The following is a 17,184-nucleotide window of genomic DNA, read 5'->3' as shown; positions in this document are numbered from 1 at the left end:
AATTGGCCAATTTCTTGGAAGCTGACTTGTCTGTCGCTTTCGTAGATCTTCCCGTTGCGGCCCGTTCCGCAAATGATAACGGAGACTTTTTCAGATGCGCGTCGTTGTAACAGGTGGTGCAGGGTTTATTGGCTCCGCTGTCGTGAGACATCTTGTTCTGAACAAGGGCTATGATGTGCTCAATATCGACAAACTGACTTATGCCGGCACCGAAACTTCGGTAAAGGCGGTGAGTAATAGTGCGGGCTACCGGTTTCTGAAGTCCGATATCTGCGACCGCGCCGCGATCTCCGAGGCCTTGGTTAGTTTTAGGCCTAACCGGATCATGCATCTGGCGGCAGAAAGTCATGTGGATCGCTCGATCACCGGCGCCAAGGACTTCGTCGATACCAATGTAATCGGCACTTTTAACATGCTGGAATGCGCCCGCCATTACTGGTTGACGCTCAACGCGGCTGAGCAGCAGGCTTTCCGCTTCCTGCATGTCTCGACCGACGAGGTGTATGGTTCGCTCGGCAACGACGGGTTGTTCACTGAGGAGACGCCCTACGATCCGAGCTCACCTTATTCGGCTTCGAAGGCGGCATCCGATCATCTGGCGAAGGCCTGGGCGCGCACCTATGGCCTGCCAGTCATCGTATCGAACTGCTCCAACAATTACGGACCTTACCACTTCCCGGAGAAGCTAATCCCCTTGATGATCTTGAACGCGCTCGACCGCAAGCCATTGCCCGTCTATGGCAACGGCGCAAACGTCCGCGACTGGCTGTATGTTGAAGATCATGCTCGAGCACTCGACGTTATAGCCGAACGGGGCCGGATTGGTGATACCTACAATGTCGGTGGTCGCAACGAGCGACGCAACATCGAGGTGGTTACCCGGATTTGCGAACTGATGGACGGGATGCTCCCGCAGGCCGAGCCCCATTCTCGCCTGATCACTTATGTGACCGATCGTCCGGGACACGATGCCCGCTATGCGATTGATGCGACCAAACTCGAGAACGAACTCGGCTGGAAAGCGCAGGAGAATTTCGATACCGGCATCGAGAAAACAGTCCGCTGGTACCTTGATAACGAGTGGTGGTGGGCCCCGCTGCGGAAGGGGTATGAGGGCGGTCGTCTCGGCCTGTTTGATGCCGATCGGAAGGCGGCGGTATGACCCGGAGCCGCAAGCGCATGGTAGTGACTGGCCGTGAGGGGCAGGTCGTCCTTTCCTTGGCTGAACGCGCGGAACATGAAGGGACTTTCGAAGTGATCGCGCTCGGCAGACCGGAGCTCGATCTTTCCGATCCGGAAAGGATCAATGCGGTCCTGTCTCATGCGAGGCCAGATGTGATCGTCTCGGCTGCGGCCTACACGGCTGTTGACCATGCCGAAAACGACGAGGAAACCGCGACGGTCGTTAACGGAATCGCCGCTGGTAAAATCGCCGAGACGGCCGCAGAACTTGGGGTTCCGGTCATTCACCTCTCGACCGACTACGTCTTCGACGGCAGCAAGTTATCGCCCTATCTGGAAAGCGATCGCGTCGCGCCGATCAGTGCCTACGGACGTTCCAAGCTTGCCGGCGAACTGGCCGTCGCTGCGGCAACGCCGAACCATGCAATCCTGCGCACGGCGTGGGTCTATAGCCCGTTCGGCAGGAATTTCCTTAAAACGATGCTAAAGCTCGCCGAAACTCACGATTGCCTCAACGTCGTCGACGACCAAGTCGGTAACCCGACCTCGGCGCTCGATATTGCGGACACAGTTATCATAGTCGCGGCCAATCTTCTGTCGAATAACGATCCGGCTCTGCGGGGCATCTTCCACATGACCGGAAAGGGTGAGGCAAGTTGGGCGGATTTCGCCACAGAAATATATGTGCAATCGAGAAAGGCCGGCAGTCCGTCGGCAGAGGTCGGCCGGATACCTTCGAGCGCCTATCCGACACCGGCCAAGCGGCCCGCCAATTCTAGGCTCGACTGCGGACTTCTTGAGGCCCGCCATGGCGTAATACTTCCCGACTGGAAACAGTCCACAGCAAGCACCGTCGAGCGATTGGCTCGAACGAAGTAGGGGCGACACGAATGAAGGGCATTATTCTTGCCGGCGGCAGCGGCACGCGACTTCACCCAATGACCAAGGTGGTCTCGAAGCAACTCATGCCGATTTACGACAAGCCGATGATTTTTTACCCGCTGTCTACTCTAATGCTAGCTGGTATCCGCGAGATCTTGATCATCTCTACGCCCGCCGACATGCCGCAATTCGAGCGGCTCCTGGGTGATGGTTCGCAATGGGGTATCAAATTGAATTACGCCGTCCAGCCATCGCCCGACGGCCTCGCCCAGGCCTATATCATCAGCGCCAGTTTCGTCGGCGACAGCCCGTCATGCCTAGTCCTTGGCGACAATATCTTCTACGGCCACGGCATTACTGATCTTCTGACAAATGCCATACGCCGTCCCAAGGGCGCAACTGTCTTTGCCTATCATGTCAATGATCCGGAGCGTTACGGAGTCGTCGAGTTCGACAGCGCCAAGAGGGCGGTGTCGATCGAGGAAAAACCGACGTCACCACGGTCCAGTTGGGCTGTCACTGGCCTCTATTTCTACGACAAGGATGTTGTAGAAATCGCCGCCAACCTGAAACCGTCGCCGCGTGGAGAGCTGGAAATCACCGACATCAACCGCGCCTATCTTGAACGCGGCGACCTACACATTGAGAAGATGGGCCGGGGCTATGCCTGGTTTGACACAGGCACGCCTGATAGCCTGCTCGATGCATCCGAGTTCGTCGCGACGCTTGAACGACGCCAAGGCTTCAAGATCTCTTGCCCGGAGGAAATCGCATTTCACATGGGCTTCATCGATCGTGACTGCCTCGCCAGACTCGCTGAAGGTTACGGTAAAAGCGGCTACGGCAAATACCTTAGGGAAAAGGTACTTACAGGCATGTGAGAGCACACCTGAGTCACCAGAGGCGTTACCACGTGCCTATCGCGCTGGGAGCGCCTAGCACGCTAGCTGCGGCTTCTTGCGGCGAATAGCCATTCTTGAAGCCTAAGCCTCTCGCTTTACAGTCCAGTCAGCTATAACGCCGCCAATCGACGACCAACCCTTTCGGCAGAGCGTGCGGTTGACGTCGTGTCCACGGATCGAAACGAGGCGCCGACGATTTCGGTGGCTGCCAAGGTTTTGCCGGTTCCCGTTTGCCGTTTGCCCGGTCAGGATCAGGTGCTCATGGGCATAGAGCCACTCGCCTTGTGCCAGGGCGTGAAGCTGTCCGCGGTCAAGGCCGCGATGGGCGGCGAAGCCGATGTTCTCGATGCCAAGAGTCGGGGAAGCGCAGTTTAGCGATTGCAAGCCGGATGGTTAGGCACTTGTCACCGCTCACGGCCATCTCCCGATCGAGCGCCGGCCTCGTGCGCAGCAGGTAGGTCGAAAGGGTCGTTTTGCTGATCTTCAGTCGTTCTGACCTGCCACTGAGAATTCCCTCCAGAATGGATTAAAGTCCGGCCCATAGAGGACGGACGAATGAAGAAGCAGAGATTTACGGAAGAGCAGATTATTGCGGTGCTGAAGGAGCAGGAGGCAGGCGCAAAGGCCGCTGATCTTTGCCGCAAGCACGGGATTTCAGAAGCGACGTTTTATAACTGGAAAGCCAAATATGGCGGCATGGAAGTCTCCGAGGCGAAGCGGCTGAAGGCGCTTGAGGACGAGAATGCGAGGCTGAAGAAGCTGCTGGCCGAACAGATGCTGGATGCAGCCGCACTTCGCGAGCTTCTCCAAAAAAAATGGTAGGGCCCGCTGCCAAGCGTGAAGCCGTCACGCATCTGAAGGCCGTCATGGGTCTGTCGGAGCGTCGGGCCTGCCAGATCATATCCGCCGACCGCAAGATGATCCGCTACCGGTCGTGCCGACCCCCGGAGGTGGAGTTGCGGACGAAGCTGCGCAACCTCGCCAATGAGCGGCGGCGTTTCGGCTATCGGCGGCTGTTTGTCCTGCTTCGGCGGGACGGAGAACCGTCCGGGGTCAATCGCATCTACCGGCTCTATCGCGAGGAAGGACTTTCCGTTCGCAAGCGGAAAGCCCGGCGGCGTGCCGTCGGCACGCGTGCGCCGATCCTGGTCGAGGCGAAAGTCAACGCTCGCTGGTCTCTGGACTTTGTGCATGACCAGTTCGCCTGTGGCAGGCGCTTCCGTGTTCTCAATGTCGTCGACGATGTGACGCGCGAATGCCTGGCCGCCATCCCCGACACCTCGATCTCCGGGCGTCGCGTGGCGAGGGAACTGACGACACTCATCGAGCGCCGTGGCAAACCCGGCATGATCGTTTCTGACCACGGCACGGAGTTCACCTCGAACGCCATCCTCGCCTGGTCGAAGGATCACAAGATCCAATGGCATTACATTGCGCCGGGAAAGCCCATGCAGAATGGCTATGTAGAGAGTTTCAACGGGCGCATGCGGGACGAGCTGCTCAACGAGAGTCTGTTCTTCGGCCTCGATCATGCCCGCAGTTCCATTGCCGAGTGGGCGGAGGATTATAACCATTTCCGGCCGCACTCATCGATCGGATACCAGACCCCGGCAGACTATGCCGGGTCCATCGCCGCAACCGGCTCCAACGCTGCGCAAGTTGAAAGCTTCGCGTTTCCGCCGGTTGCTCCCACCGCGCCACTTGGCGTATTCAGAACCGCGGGGACTTTAGTCGCAGCTGGATGAAAGTTCAGTGGCAGGTCAGTTCGAATACCGCACGAACCGAAGGCCCCTGTTCGTGCGTCGGTAGTAATCCGATCATCAAATCGGGGTCCAGAATGGCAAAACGGCGCGTGCAAAAGTCGATGTTTTAATTGCCGAAGACCGTCCGGGATCTAGCGGAATCGCTGTCCGGGGGTTAATTGAAGCCCTGTCCGTGAATTACCGAAACACGCATCAGAAACCCCTTCATGCGAATCTTCACCGTTCAATGGGTGATGAAGCTTGCTTGTGGCGAGTTACCCGAACATGCCATCGTTAAAGTAGCTGCGCCCCTCGTACATGCCGTAGCCCAGATAGTGCTCTAGAGGGTTCACACCGGCCGCGGCTACATCTGGGTTGAGTTCAAGGTATCCTACTGTATCGAAGATCGCCGAGGGATCTCGACCTTCCTTCCAGCCATACTGGTTGTAGTGATCCAACGGGTTAATGCCCGCTGCAGCCACATCCTTGTAGGTGGTCAGGTAGTCGGAGGTGTCGAAGAAGGCATTTGGATCACGTCCTTCGCGCCAGCCGTACTGTTGGAAATGCTGGTCGGGGTCGGCACGGCCCGCCACATCCCGATTGTTCTTGAAATAGAAGATGTCGTCTATGAGCGCGGTACCTGCATCGATTCTACGGCCTTCGAAAATGCCATACTGAAGATAGTGGGCGAGGGGATTTATCCCTGCTGCCGCGACATCCGGATTTAGCAGCAAGTAGTCGGTGGTGTCGAATAAGCTCGAAGGGTCTCGCCCCTCCTTCCAGCCGTACAGCGCATAATGCTCAAGCGGGTTTATGCGCGCGGCGGCAACGTCAGTGTAGGTTTCAAGATACTCGGATGTGTCAAAGAAGCCGTTGGGGTCACGCCCTTCTTTCCAGCCGTGCTCCGAATAGTGGTTCTCTGCCTCCACGTTTACACGATAGACATCGTTGTAACGGCTGTAGTAGCGCAAGTCGTCAACGAGCGGGTTACCATCATCCTGGGTAACAATGCGGTCCGAGAACTCGAATTGCTCGATAGAAAAGAGGCGATCGATTGCGCTTTGGTGTTCAATTGCCATCGCGCCGCCTCGATAGGCGAATTTGGCGTCCAATAGACTGAAGTCGAAACCGGCACTGTCCCATCCTTCGCCGCCATACAAGGTGTCGGAGCCTGCTCCGCCTCTGAGGTAATCATGGCCGCGGCCACCGACAAGAATGTTGTCTAGAATGTTGCCGCTGAACGAATCGTTCCCATCTCCACCGATCGCATTCTCAATGAGCGAACGCGTATCGTTGTTGTGCACTAATGCATTGGCGATATTACCGACCGCCTTTTTAGACACGTCAAAATGGAGGTCAGCCAACTGAGAATCGGACGTTCTCGTCCATCCGCCAGGTTGTAGATCTACGTTCACGCCCGTGGCGTAGTTTGAGAAATCATAAGTGTCGGTGCCTCCGCCGTCCCAAACGGTCAGGAAAACACGGTTAGCGCCTGGGGCGCCTTGGCCTACGCCATTGATGAACATTTCCCCGGTGGTCGCACTCCAAGAATAGACCGAATTGCCGCTCTGCGTGCTATAGTCAGCGCCATACATATGCTGCAACGCGGCGATATCGTACATCATCAGAGATTGCGCGAATCCCCACGGCTCGTTCGTGTATCCGTCATACGGGGAGGCGCCGCTATACGAGCTGTAGCTCATCACGGTGTACTCCATGGAATCACGCTGGGTGGGCATCAACACACCCTCGTGTGCATGGTCAAGGCCGAGCGCGTGCCCAAGCTCGTGCAAAAATGTCACATATGCATAGTTGCCTTTGCCAGGAGCGACGTAGTCGCCGTATGTCGTGCTAAACCACGCATCGCCGGCTTCAGCCGAGTCCGATGGAAAGTAAGCCCAAGCGGTCTCGGGAAGGCCAGACTGGGCAAGTCGAAGGTCAGCGTGTTGGGTCGTGCTTTCGGCAATCTCGGTAAACGTCAGATTTGCCACCGATGAAAACTCAGCGAACGCTGCGCGTGCTGCGGACATCTGTGCCGAATTGAGCGCGGCAAAGCCATTTACGGGCTCGCCGCTTCCGTAAAAGCCCTCGTAGAAAGAACCGCTTGTCGGGAAGCTAAACGTTAGGCTCTGCACTGCCCACTGCTCGGTGCCCAGTATACCCCGTATATAGGCGTCTCCAGAAAAGACTACCGAGTGTGTTAATGGCATGTTTCCCTCTTTGGCAGTGCCGCGGTCGCCCCGCGAGTCTTCGATATTTCCGTGTGCATATACGGGATCACAACCTCAAATTGTCAAGCGATTTTTTGCCAGTAAGCATGTCCAACATGGCAATCTGACACCGAAGAACCAGCATCGATCAGCCGTCAGATCACGGGTTAGAAAAGGGCACAAAAGCCCCCAAGCCTCACTACTTACTGCTCATCCGTGATATCAGTCTACCGACGTGCACATCCAATCCTTGAGTAGGATAACCGTTTAAAGCCTGAGATAGCAGCTTAGCTTTGGCGTGATTGAGTTCCGCTACACGGACATAGAAATCGGTGTCGGGCGTTTCCTCGCAGAGGATGAGCTGACAGTCGCTGAGTTCGTAGCCGTCCGTATCGTGGGCAAGGACGATTTTCACATTTGTGTCAGTCCAGCCGGTAGCCGCGAACTGATTCGCCCACCATGTGCGATCCGAGAGGAGATTATGGGTCGGATCGGTCCTTAGGTTGACCAGGTGCCCAAAGGGATCGCCAACGTAGGGGCCGGATCCGATGATTGGCATCATATGGAACTGAAAACCTTTGCACACCCTACCTATTTCCGCGAATGCCTTGTCTTTCAGCTCATGTGGCAGATGCTCTAGGGCATGCATAGAATAAACCACGTCGAAATAGTTGCTTTCATAGGGCAATGCGTCGGCGCTGGCTTTAATGATGTTCGGGTGCAGCCTATGCTCTACCGCCCAATCAGATACATCAATACCGTGAGCTTCAATCCCGAATAGCGGCATGTGATTGACAACCGCGCCGATAGCGCAGCCAATTTCAAGAACTCGCTTAGGACGGAATACTTCATTGATCGTCTGCGCTATTTCATAGTAAGTCCTGTTTCCAGCCGCCTGGGCAAGATAGTCTTTGTATTTAGTACCCCGTTCAGATCCGCGCTGAAAGTAGGCTTCATCATACTGCTCGTTTGGTTCAGTCAATTCGGTCTTCCTCCCCATTGGTTGAGTAAAACAGAATACCGGTGCCGTGGCTATCAGCAATATCGCCAATGATAGCCTAAAAAGCGCGTACGAGGGCCTCGTAGGATCGACGACATGGAACTCACGCTGCGGAGTGGTCTGAGCTGACGGATTCCATAATTGATACTGAAGCCAGCAGCAGTCATGTGTTTAGCCACGACGCTAATATCAGAGGTTTCCTAAGTGGTAGGAAGCGCAGAGTTTCGCCATTGGCTCCCAACGACCGCTTTTTTCTCCGAAAGCGTCTATGACCGCGGTTGAGTTGCATACTTGCTCCGCGAGGCGCGTCGATAGACGAGCTCTGCCCCGGGTGTGAGCAGGGCGGCACGCAACTCCAGGGAAGACAAACCCTCCCGCGGAAAAAAACAGGGTTTCGCTCCTATTCGATTGGAATTGGTAACTTTGCACCCGTTGATGCAAAAAGATTCGATTGCCTCACCTCGTTTGGGAACATTGAAAAGGCATGGTTGTTTCTGCTCATCCCTGCTACTCCTCTCGCATGGCCCTCTTCATTTGGTCTGTGAGCGGTTTGACGAGGTAGGATAAAGCAGTGCGCTCCCCTGTCTGGATGAACGCTTCGACCGGCATGCCTGCGTGCAGTTTGAACTCTCCGAGCCGGTTGAGCTCGGGCTTCGGTATCTTGATGCGGGCGCTGTACCAAGTTTCGCCGGTCTGCGGATTGTTGCTGAGGTTGGCGGCGATTGTGGTGATAGTGCCGCTGATCTCCGGTGTCGTGCGCTGATTGAACGCGGAAAAATGCAAGACCACGCTCTGGCCGATATGAAGCTGGTCGATATCGGCCGGCTGCACCTTCGCCTCGACCACGAGGCTGTCATTGACCGGCACCACGTGCATGATCGTCTCGCCTGGCGCAATCACTCCGCCGACTGTGTGCACGGCCAATTCGTGAACGATTCCATCCTGAGGCGCCAGAATGTCGACGCGCTTCAACTGGTCTTTCGCTGCTATCTGCTGTTCGGTGAGCTCGGCCAGCTTGTTGTCGACATCGCGCAGTTCGGTCAGTACCTCGGAGCGGCGATCCTGATCAAGCTGCAGGATCTGCAGCTCTGTCTCGGTTCGGCGAGTGGCAGCCCGCGCTATCTCGGCGGTCAGCTGTCCGCGCTCCCCCGACAACTGTGCTCGCATGCGCTGCAGCTCTGCCAGACGGGAGAACGGCATCAAGCCCTTGTCGTGCAGGATCGATATGCCCGCAACTTCTTGCTCAATCAGGCGAAGCTCATCATCTTTAGCCGAACGGCGCGCCGTCAGGCCATCCGCCTCTTGCTGCAGCTGGCCGATGCGCTGCTGCAGCTGCGCCTTCTGGCCGTTGATCGTTTCCCGACGGGCAACGAATAGCGCGCGTTCGGACTCGACATAATCGGCGATCTCGGGCTGATCCAGGCGCTTCTTCAGCTCCCCCGGAACCACGACCACCGCCGAAATGTCGCGCTCGGCCGTCAGTCGCATTGAGCGGGCAGTCAGCTGATCGATCTGCTTGCTCACCATTGCGACGTTGGCCCGGGTCACAGTATCGTCGAGGCGGATCAAGAGCTCGCCTGCCTTCACCTCACTGCCATCTCGCACCCGGATCTCGCTGACGATACCGCCTTCCCGGTGCTGGATGCGTTTGACATTGCCCTCGACGACGACTGTGCCCATGCCGACAACCGCACCCGATAGCTTGCTGGTGACAGCCCAGCCGCCAGCGCCAAGCAAAAGAATGGCGATCGATATACCGCTGATCAGCATGTAGCGCCAGATCGCGCGCGATGCTTTGCTTGTCTCACCCGTCATCCTGCCCTCTCCGGAACTGCGCGCACCGTGGTTTTGCGCAGGACTTCATCCCGCGGACCGAAAGCTACCATACCGCCCTTTGCCATAACCAGAACCTGGTCTACTGCCGCCAGCGCGTTGGGACGATGGGCAATGACGACCACGATCGCGCCGGCCTCGCGCGCCGTGATGATGGCACTCGTCAAGCCGGCCTCACCCTCGGCATCGAGACTGGCATTTGGTTCGTCGAGCACGATCAGGAACGGGTTGCCATAGAGGGCGCGCGCAAGCCCGATGCGCTGGCGCTGACCGGCCGAGAGAATTGCGCCTGCAGCACCGATGCGAGTGTCGTAGCCATCCGGCAGCGAGAGCACGAGCTCGTGTACACCAGCCTGCGTCGCCGCTTCGATGATTGCCGAAGGGCTCGCATTAGCGGCAAAGCGGCTGATGTTCTCTGCGATCGTACCGTCGAACAGTTCGACGCCTTGCGGTAGATAGCCGAGCGATGCGCCGATCGCTTCCGGATCCCAGTTGTTGAGCTCGGCGCCATCGAGACGGATGGTTCCACGGGCCGGCGGCCAGATGCCGACCAGCCCTCGCGCGAGCGTCGACTTTCCCGATCCGCTCGGGCCGATGATACCGAGTCCCTGTCCGGCGGAGAGCGTGAAGGAGATGTCACGCACGATCGGCGCTGCTGTCCCCGGCGCCAGAACGGCAAGGGCGGACACATCGAGCGCACGCTTGGGCGCCGGCAGTGGCATCGGCCGACGGTTTTCCGCGAACGCACCAAGGATGTCCTCGAGCCGGCGGCGCGCCTGACGGGCACTGACGAATCCCCGCCATTGACCGATCGCCTGCTCGAGTGGAGCGAGTGCCCGCGCCGTCAGGATCGAGGCTGCGATCATCGCACCGGGGGAGGCCAACTGGTAGATCGCCAGCCAGGCGCCTAACGCGAGTACGGCCGACTGAAGCGCTAGGCGAAAGATCTTCGATAGCGTGCCAAAGCTGGTGGTCGTGTCGCTCGTTCGCCGCTGTATGTCCACATAGTCCGCATTGGCTGCATGCCATTTGGCCGAATAGGCGCTTACCATGCCCATCGCGCGAACCGCTCCAGCATTGCGACGTCCGGCCTCGATGAATTCCGCCCGCATGGACGCCAACTGGGCCAGTCGCTGCATCGGCGCGCGCAGGACAAATTCGCTGGTCAGCGTGAGAGCGATCAGGACTACCGCGCCCGCGACCGCCAACCAGCCGAGATAGGCATGGAATAGAAAAAGGATCGCCATATAGACCGGAAGCCAAGGCATGTCGCAAATTGCGATCGGGCCTTGGCCGCCCATGAACTGTCGGATCTGGTCGAGATCGCGCAGCGGCTGGGAAATTGCCTCCTTTTTCGACGTGCGAAGCGGCAGCTTCAGGACTGCATCGAAAGTCGGGCCACCGAGTTGTTCCTCGAGTCGCTGGCCGATCTGCGTCAACACCCGGGCACGCAAAACCTCGAGCAAGCCAAGGAAAAGATAGAGGCCGAGCGCCAAAACAGACAGTGCTACCAGAGTCGGCACGCTGCGGCTTGCTAGCACGCGGTCATAGACCTGCATCATGAACAAGGGGCCGGTCAGCATCAGGAGGTTGGTGACGGCGCTGAGAACCACTACGCCAAAAAAGGCCCGTCGGGTAGAACACATAGCGGCGGAAACTATCGGGTGCTGGCGATTAGTTGATCTGGAGACCACGTGAAAAACCGTGTTGGGACAAAGTGAATTCGGCCTTTTGATTGCAGCACGAACTGATATCGGCAAATCGATATCAAGCCGTGCAAAGAGTTGCAAAGCTCTTCATGCAATCAAACCGAAATTGCATTTCGTAGGCGCTGGAGATCGAGCGGAGGCTGTGCCCACATCAGTACACTCGACCTAGCACTGCACGCCTGAGTCACCGTCGTTCCAAGAACCGCGTGGACCATAGTAAGCCCTTCGCTGTATCTCGTCGCGGCTTTTGGCAACTTCCCAGAGGATTCTTCTAACGTTCCTCGATGCCCTGCCCGCCGCTCTCCCCCTGTTTGTAATCGAGCTTGGCCGATCACTCAGATGAACTCGGCAAGATTCCACCAGGTAGGGGACAGTTTTACCCGTAGCAGGGCAGTCGCGGAATGCGGACGTTATTCGCCGCGATTATTTTGAAGCGCTCGAATGCCTTGGCGAAGGTTAGGGCAGGGATTTCGATAGCGCCGCCAAGAGACGCCGCAACGTCCGGCGTTGGGTTCTTCATTTCCTGCCGTGCGGTGATCGCCGGGGACAGCATCTCGATACGTTCCCGGATAGGCGTTTGCATGACTTCTTGGGACGAATGGTAGGAAGGCATCGACAGTTGCGCGACTATCCCCTTCACCAGATCAATGTTGATGTTGGCGGCTTGCGGCTGGTCGCCGAGCGCGAACTTCCGTTTGTACTCGTCTACCAGCGGACCCACCTTCGAAAGCGCGATAACCGGGTCTTTTGTCTCAAGCGATATCCAGACCTAATTTGATCCAAAAATTAGCTTCGCCCGCTTGGGCACGTTCATAACGAAGTAATAATATCCGTTATTGCGACGGAACAAGTGCTTCTGGTCAGCTTCTATCTTCATAATTAAAAACCAAAATAAATAATCCGCTTAGAAAGGTAGTCAAAATATATATTGTCAGAAAAACAATCGATATTAGACATTCTAACGATGTTATGTCAAGAATCGTCGGATGACTTCTTTGAAGTTGCAGAAGTTGATTTGATTTTATGTTTTGAGTTGTTTGTTTTGATGCCTTGAATCTATTAGCAATACATTGGCATTCCATTAGAAGATTTGCGCCATCCCTTGATTTCATTGGATTTTTCGCCTATTTGCATGATCTGATCCGGATCATACCGGCGTAGGAACGGCAAGGGCCCTTCTGCTAACCAGCCGTCATTGCGCATACCGATCGGATCTCCGTCCATTTCCGGGAGGTCGCTTCGCTCGTGTCTGTTTTTGACTCATTCCAAAAAGGCTCAAGGCTCATGCAGGTGGGGCTATGACCGCGATCGCAGTTACCATCGCAGGTTCGGATTCCGGCGGCGGGGCCGGCATTCAGGCGGATCTGAAGACGTTCTCCGCGCTCGGTGTCTATGGCGCAAGCGTGATCACCGCGGTCACCGCGCAGAATACCCGCGGGGTATCTGCGGTGGAGGATATCTCCCCGACCGTCGTTGCGGCTCAAATCGATGCCGTATTTTCCGATCTCGCCGTCAGTGCGGTGAAGATCGGAATGGTATCTCGTCGGGAGACGATTGGGGTGATTGCGGCCGGTCTGAAACGCTATGGCCGGCTGGCTGTCATCGACCCGGTGATGGTGGCGACCTCGGGCGATCATTTGATGCAGCCGGACGCGATCGCGACGCTCAAGGGGGAGTTGTTGCCGCTTGCGCTCATTCTGACGCCGAACCTGCCTGAGGCGGCGCTGTTGACCGGACGCGGGATCGCCGAAACCGAAACCGAGATCGCGCGCCAGGCCGAGATGCTTCTGAAACTCGGCGCGCGGTCGGTGCTGATGAAGGGCGGACATGCCAAGGGCAGGGATGCTATCGATATTTTCTATAGCGGGGAGGGTGTCCTCAACCTGTCGCGACCACGGATCGAAACCAGCAATGATCATGGCACCGGGTGCACTCTCTCGGCCGCAATCGCTGCGGGTCTTGCCAAGGGCAGGCCGATCGAGGATGCGGTCGTCGCTGCCAAGGCCTACTTGCATGACGCGTTGGTCGCTGCCGATCGTCTGACCATCGGACAGGGGCGGGGGCCGGTGCATCATTTTCATCATTGGTGGGGCGACGACAAAGGGTCGGGCGCCGCGGCATCGAACGTAGCCGAAGCCCAGGGCGCTCTTGGCCGTGCTTCGCGATCTGGCTGAGCAGTGTGGGCTTCGGGCTTACCTCAGGCCACTGCCGCGCTCGGCAGGGCCGGTTGCTCGCCCTTGAGCATTTTCCGATAGAGCGCCACATGTTCCCGCGCGCAATCGACATGGCTCGTCGGTCGCCGAAGTGTCGCACGCAGATTGTCCCATGCCCGTGGCGCGCCCAAAACGTCGATCAGGCGGTCGGCCAGATCCTGGGCGCTGCCGGTGCGGAAGTGATAGCCGTCCAGGCGGTCGCGAACCTTTTCGGCCATGCCGCCGATGTCTGAACACAGGATTGGCCGGCCGTGATGCAGCGCCTCCTGGATGACGACGGGGGAATTTTCCCACCAGACCGAGGGCATTACCACCCAGTCGACCGAGCGCATCAGCCGCGGCATGTCCTGGTTCTGGTAGGCGCCATAGAAGCGCACACGGCGTCCTGCGTCCTCGATCAGTTTCGCCACCTTCTCCTGATAGTCCTTTGGCTGACGCTCGAGGTTCCCGCCAAAGATCATCAGCGAGGAATCATCGCCCCAAATGTCGTCGGGCACGCGTGATACCGCGTCGATCAGCACGTGAACGCCCTTGAATGGCGTCATCTGCCCGAAATAGGCAAAGCGGTTGCGTCGCGCCGTCGGCGACGGCAATTCGCGGGCTGGCGCCTTGTCGCCCATGACGATGCCGTTCTCGATGACGAAGATCTTTGCGGCTTCAAGACCCCATTCGACATAGCGGTTGGCGAGAAAGGCACTCGGCGCGATGAAGGCATCGGCGAGATTGAGCATGCCGCGCACGAACTGTTCGCGGCGAACGAAGCGCGACACCGGGATTTCGGGGAAGCACGTGTGGCAACTGATCGGTGAGGCGCCGTTGCAAAGCTGGCCCGAGGGGCGTTTCACCATTTGCCCGTGATTGTGGCAGATCGGCAGATACTCATGGAACGTCACGACGATGCGTGCCTTGGGCAGGGCATCACGAACGGCATAGAGCGCTTCCAGGCCGAAGCCGAGAATATGATGGAAGTGAATGACATCAGGCTTGATGTCACCGACGAACCGCAAGAGGTCGCGGCGGATGGCGTCCGTATCGCCGTTCGACAGGAAGAAATGGTCGAAGTCTTCGGCGTGGTAGAGCACTTCGTCCATGGCGAGACGCAGGCTCATCAGCGCGGAGGCGCCATGGCGCGGAACCGGATTGCCGACGCGGGCGAGGTAGATCGATTCCACACCCGACAGGCCGTTCAGCGCCTTGTGAAGACCATGCGAAGCAATTTCCGCCCCGCCAAGCGAATGGGTCGGGTGGCCATGGGAGACCACGAGTACGCGGAGTTTTTCGCTCATGCGTCAGTCTCCTCGAAGAATGTTTGGGCGGTTTCGGAGGCGGGCATCCATCGGGCGCGGAAGAGCGTCCGGTCGACACGCTCCACGAACCGGGCGGTGGCGGCAGAGCCCGCTCCGGGCACCTCGTCCGATCCGACCATCTGCAGGGAAGGAAGCCAGTAGGCTTCGTAGCCCTTTCCGCTGAGGCGAAGGGCGAGATCGAGGCCCTTCAGGGCTGCGCCGAGATAGGTCGGCGACAAACCTGCGTCCTCCATAAGCGCTTCGCGCGGCAGGATGCAGCAATCGAGCGATGCAGTTGCGACCCGGGTCAGCTTCAGGCGATTGACGGCGCCGACAGGATAGCCGGCGTAGCGGCTCGATTGAAGATGGTCGGGGCGATCGAGCGACGTGCTGCCGGCCCAGCGGATAGAGTGATCCTCGTAGGCAAGGGTCGGCGAAATGATGCTTCCCGTCTTTGTCTCGTAAGCGGCAACGAGTGCCTGATACCACCTGGCATTGGCTGGCGTGAGCGACGCGGAAAGCAGAACGACCGCGTCGCTGTTTACGCTTTCGGCGGCCGCTTGCGCCAGGTCGCATGCATCGCCGGCGCCTTCGACGGATACGAGCCGCAGCGGCAGGCGATAGAATTCGGAGAGTTGACGGATGTGGACCGCGTGCCTTCGGAACCGCTCGGCCTGGAGCACGAGCGCGATCGGCGCACGACGGGTCTGGGGATCAAGCGCGAGCAGCCCCAGGAGCGGCGCGAAATCCGTTTCGGTTTCTCCGGCGACAAGAAGGATGGCGGTACCCTCGGCTTGTTCGAAGGGGCCCATGTCGACAACGGTCTCGATGGTCGGTGCGGTGCTGCGCGCCGCCGTCAGGAAAGGGACGATCTGCTGGTCGATAATATCGGGCAGGGCCCAGCTTGTCGGATCGATCGAGGCAAGAAGCCGTAGGGCGGCGGCGCGTGCGGGCAGCCGGACCGGGAAAAGTGGCATGTAGGCGCGGCGGGCGTCCCTGAGGGTGAGTTCGAGGTGAACTGGTCCCTCCGCCTCGCCACCAAGCGCCTCGACGCGACCGATAAAGCCATGGGACCGGCGATGGCCGGAAATCGCGCTTTTGAACTCCGGCCGATCGACGAAGGCCTCTTCGACGTCGGATCGTTCGGTACGGGTCCAGGCTGCGTCCAGCCGCGCTCCGCCGCCCTGTCGGCAAAGTCGCGCGCTTTCAACATGCCCATCAGGGTCTAAAAGCCAGCCCGAAATCAGGAAGGCACCATCCTCACCCTGGTAGAGTGCATCCACGCCAAGGCGGACAGGAACCGGAAGGCTTGAGATCGTCTCGGTGCCATCGTATCCGCTCGCGGCATCGCGCAGGCGAAGCATGACCTGGGGCGAGCTCTGGCTCTGGAGCAGCATCGCGCGGATATGGCCGGGTGTCTCGAGTGGACCTGTCACGACCCGGCGTTCGTGGAGCCCGACATAACGCCAGGCGCCACGGCCGCGATAGAATATGCCCTTGATGTCGCGCGCTCGGGGCAGATCGTTTGCGGACAGGAGGCCGACGAAGCCAGCCGCACCGTCAGGGGCGTCGTTGCGCTGGAAAATGGCGACGTTGCAATCGGCAAGGACGGTATCGTCAGCCTTGACGATCGCCCGGCAGACGCCGGCGGGCAGGTCGCGCGCCCATCCTTTCAGGGCGATGGTCCCGTCATGGCCCTCGCCAAGCAGTTCGATGTATCCGTCGCTTGCCGCTCCGGTTTGAAGCAGGGTTGTAATGGCCGTGAGCCGTTGATCGGCATCCGGCGGCTTGATCAGCACGTCGACCAGGCGGCCGAGCACGTGTACCAGCTGCGGACCGGCGAAATCCTTCAGCATCGCGGTCACTTCACCGATCGAAACGGTGCGTGGCGCAACCATATAGCGCTTACCGTTACCCGTCTTGCCGAAGCGGAGGGTAGTCGGTAGCTGCTCCGAGCCTTCGACCGGCAACAGCGCGGCGAAGCCATGCGTGGTGGAAGACTGGGGTGCCGCCAGCCGCCAGCCGACGACCGACGCCATGACCTGGCTTGACGCATCTTCATTGATCTCGACCGGCAATTGATCGGCCATCGGGCCACCGGTTCCGATAACGAGCAACAGTGTTTCGTCGATCGGGCAGGCGATGATCCGTCCACTACGCGCGATGCGGCCAAGCGGTGCTGGGCTTGCGGAAAGGCTGAGTTCCGAACTGGGCATGAGATGCGC

At 58.5% G+C, this 17,184-nt stretch carries 12 protein-coding genes; 5 read left to right on the top strand and 7 right to left on the bottom strand.

Features of this window, described 5'->3' with window-relative positions; genetic code table 11:
• Positions 1 to 94 precede the first annotated feature (94 nt).
• The 4 genes from rfbB (at position 95) to IB279_RS20185 (ending at position 4,711) form a co-directional block, all read left to right on the top strand.
• Complete coding sequence (rfbB, locus tag IB279_RS20200; RefSeq protein ID WP_192339648.1) at positions 95 to 1,162, top strand: dTDP-glucose 4,6-dehydratase; 1,068 nt, start codon at positions 95 to 97, stop codon at positions 1,160 to 1,162.
• Positions 1,159 to 2,061 (top strand): dTDP-4-dehydrorhamnose reductase, encoded by a 903-nt coding sequence (rfbD, locus tag IB279_RS20195; RefSeq protein ID WP_192339646.1) that lies wholly within the window; start codon positions 1,159 to 1,161, stop codon positions 2,059 to 2,061. The genes rfbB and rfbD overlap by 4 nt, the downstream gene beginning before the upstream one ends.
• An 11-nt stretch (positions 2,062 to 2,072) precedes the next feature.
• Complete coding sequence (gene rfbA, locus IB279_RS20190; RefSeq protein WP_192339644.1) at positions 2,073 to 2,945, top strand: glucose-1-phosphate thymidylyltransferase RfbA; 873 nt, start codon at positions 2,073 to 2,075, stop codon at positions 2,943 to 2,945.
• A gap of 576 nt (positions 2,946 to 3,521) precedes the next feature.
• A protein-coding gene (locus IB279_RS20185; RefSeq protein ID WP_156624148.1) for an IS3 family transposase occupies positions 3,522 to 4,711 on the top strand; the annotation gives its coding sequence in 2 pieces (ribosomal slippage) (positions 3,522 to 3,774 and positions 3,774 to 4,711; 1,191 coding nt in all).
• 272 nt (positions 4,712 to 4,983) lie between these two features.
• Here the strand turns inward: IB279_RS20185 and IB279_RS20180 are convergent.
• The 5 genes from IB279_RS20180 to IB279_RS20160 form a co-directional block, all read right to left on the bottom strand.
• Positions 4,984 to 6,918, bottom strand: a complete 1,935-nt coding sequence (locus IB279_RS20180; protein ID WP_192339642.1) for a M10 family metallopeptidase — start codon at positions 6,916 to 6,918, stop codon at positions 4,984 to 4,986.
• 199 nt (positions 6,919 to 7,117) lie between these two features.
• Entirely contained in the window at positions 7,118 to 7,900 is a 783-nt protein-coding gene (locus IB279_RS20175; protein ID WP_192339640.1) for a class I SAM-dependent methyltransferase, read from the bottom strand.
• A 525-nt stretch (positions 7,901 to 8,425) separates the two neighbouring features.
• Positions 8,426 to 9,733: an HlyD family type I secretion periplasmic adaptor subunit gene (locus tag IB279_RS20170; RefSeq protein ID WP_192339638.1), complete on the bottom strand. Its 1,308-nt coding sequence runs from the start codon at positions 9,731 to 9,733 to the stop codon at positions 8,426 to 8,428.
• Positions 9,730 to 11,397 carry a type I secretion system permease/ATPase gene (locus tag IB279_RS20165; protein ID WP_192339636.1) on the bottom strand — a complete coding sequence of 556 codons (1,668 nt, stop codon included), beginning with the start codon at positions 11,395 to 11,397 and terminating at the stop codon, positions 9,730 to 9,732. Before IB279_RS20165 ends, IB279_RS20170 begins: the two co-directional genes overlap by 4 nt.
• Before the next feature lie 439 nt (positions 11,398 to 11,836).
• Positions 11,837 to 12,181: a hypothetical protein gene (locus tag IB279_RS20160; RefSeq protein WP_192339634.1), complete on the bottom strand. Its 345-nt coding sequence runs from the start codon at positions 12,179 to 12,181 to the stop codon at positions 11,837 to 11,839.
• Between the two features lie 577 nt (positions 12,182 to 12,758).
• On the opposite strand from IB279_RS20160, the gene thiD reads away from it, so the two are divergent.
• Positions 12,759 to 13,634, top strand: a complete 876-nt coding sequence (gene thiD / locus IB279_RS20155; RefSeq protein WP_192339632.1) for a bifunctional hydroxymethylpyrimidine kinase/phosphomethylpyrimidine kinase — start codon at positions 12,759 to 12,761, stop codon at positions 13,632 to 13,634.
• Between the two features lie 23 nt (positions 13,635 to 13,657).
• On the opposite strand, the gene IB279_RS20150 is transcribed toward thiD, so the two are convergent.
• Positions 13,658 to 14,959, bottom strand: coding sequence for a glycosyltransferase family 4 protein (locus IB279_RS20150; protein WP_192339630.1), 1,302 nt, complete (start codon positions 14,957 to 14,959; stop codon positions 13,658 to 13,660).
• Positions 14,956 to 17,175: a hypothetical protein gene (locus tag IB279_RS20145; RefSeq protein WP_192339628.1), complete on the bottom strand. Its 2,220-nt coding sequence runs from the start codon at positions 17,173 to 17,175 to the stop codon at positions 14,956 to 14,958. Before IB279_RS20145 ends, IB279_RS20150 begins: the two co-directional genes overlap by 4 nt.
• Positions 17,176 to 17,184 lie beyond the last annotated feature (9 nt).

It is taken from the genome of Ensifer sp. ENS06 (assembly GCF_014852205.1).
GTDB classification, from domain to species: Bacteria; Pseudomonadota; Alphaproteobacteria; order Rhizobiales; family Rhizobiaceae; genus Ensifer; species Ensifer adhaerens.
The sequence above is the reverse complement of the archived record's forward strand: the minus strand, read 5'-3'. Positions and strand labels throughout refer to the sequence as shown.

Bases quoted from the DNA above. Each gene is read 5' to 3' on its own strand.
- IB279_RS20165 (WP_192339636.1), bottom strand. From the start codon at position 11,397: ATGTGTTCTACCCGACGGGCCTTTTTTGGCGTAGTGGTTCTCAGCGCC.
- rfbB (WP_192339648.1), top strand. From the start codon at position 95: ATGCGCGTCGTTGTAACAGGTGGTGCAGGGTTTATTGGCTCCGCTGTC.
- thiD (WP_192339632.1), top strand. From the start codon at position 12,759: ATGACCGCGATCGCAGTTACCATCGCAGGTTCGGATTCCGGCGGCGGG.
- IB279_RS20180 (WP_192339642.1), bottom strand. From the start codon at position 6,918: ATGCCATTAACACACTCGGTAGTCTTTTCTGGAGACGCCTATATACGG.
- IB279_RS20170 (WP_192339638.1), bottom strand. From the start codon at position 9,733: ATGACGGGTGAGACAAGCAAAGCATCGCGCGCGATCTGGCGCTACATG.
- rfbD (WP_192339646.1), top strand. From the start codon at position 1,159: ATGACCCGGAGCCGCAAGCGCATGGTAGTGACTGGCCGTGAGGGGCAG.
- IB279_RS20150 (WP_192339630.1), bottom strand. From the start codon at position 14,959: ATGAGCGAAAAACTCCGCGTACTCGTGGTCTCCCATGGCCACCCGACC.
- IB279_RS20145 (WP_192339628.1), bottom strand. From the start codon at position 17,175: ATGCCCAGTTCGGAACTCAGCCTTTCCGCAAGCCCAGCACCGCTTGGC.
- rfbA (WP_192339644.1), top strand. From the start codon at position 2,073: ATGAAGGGCATTATTCTTGCCGGCGGCAGCGGCACGCGACTTCACCCA.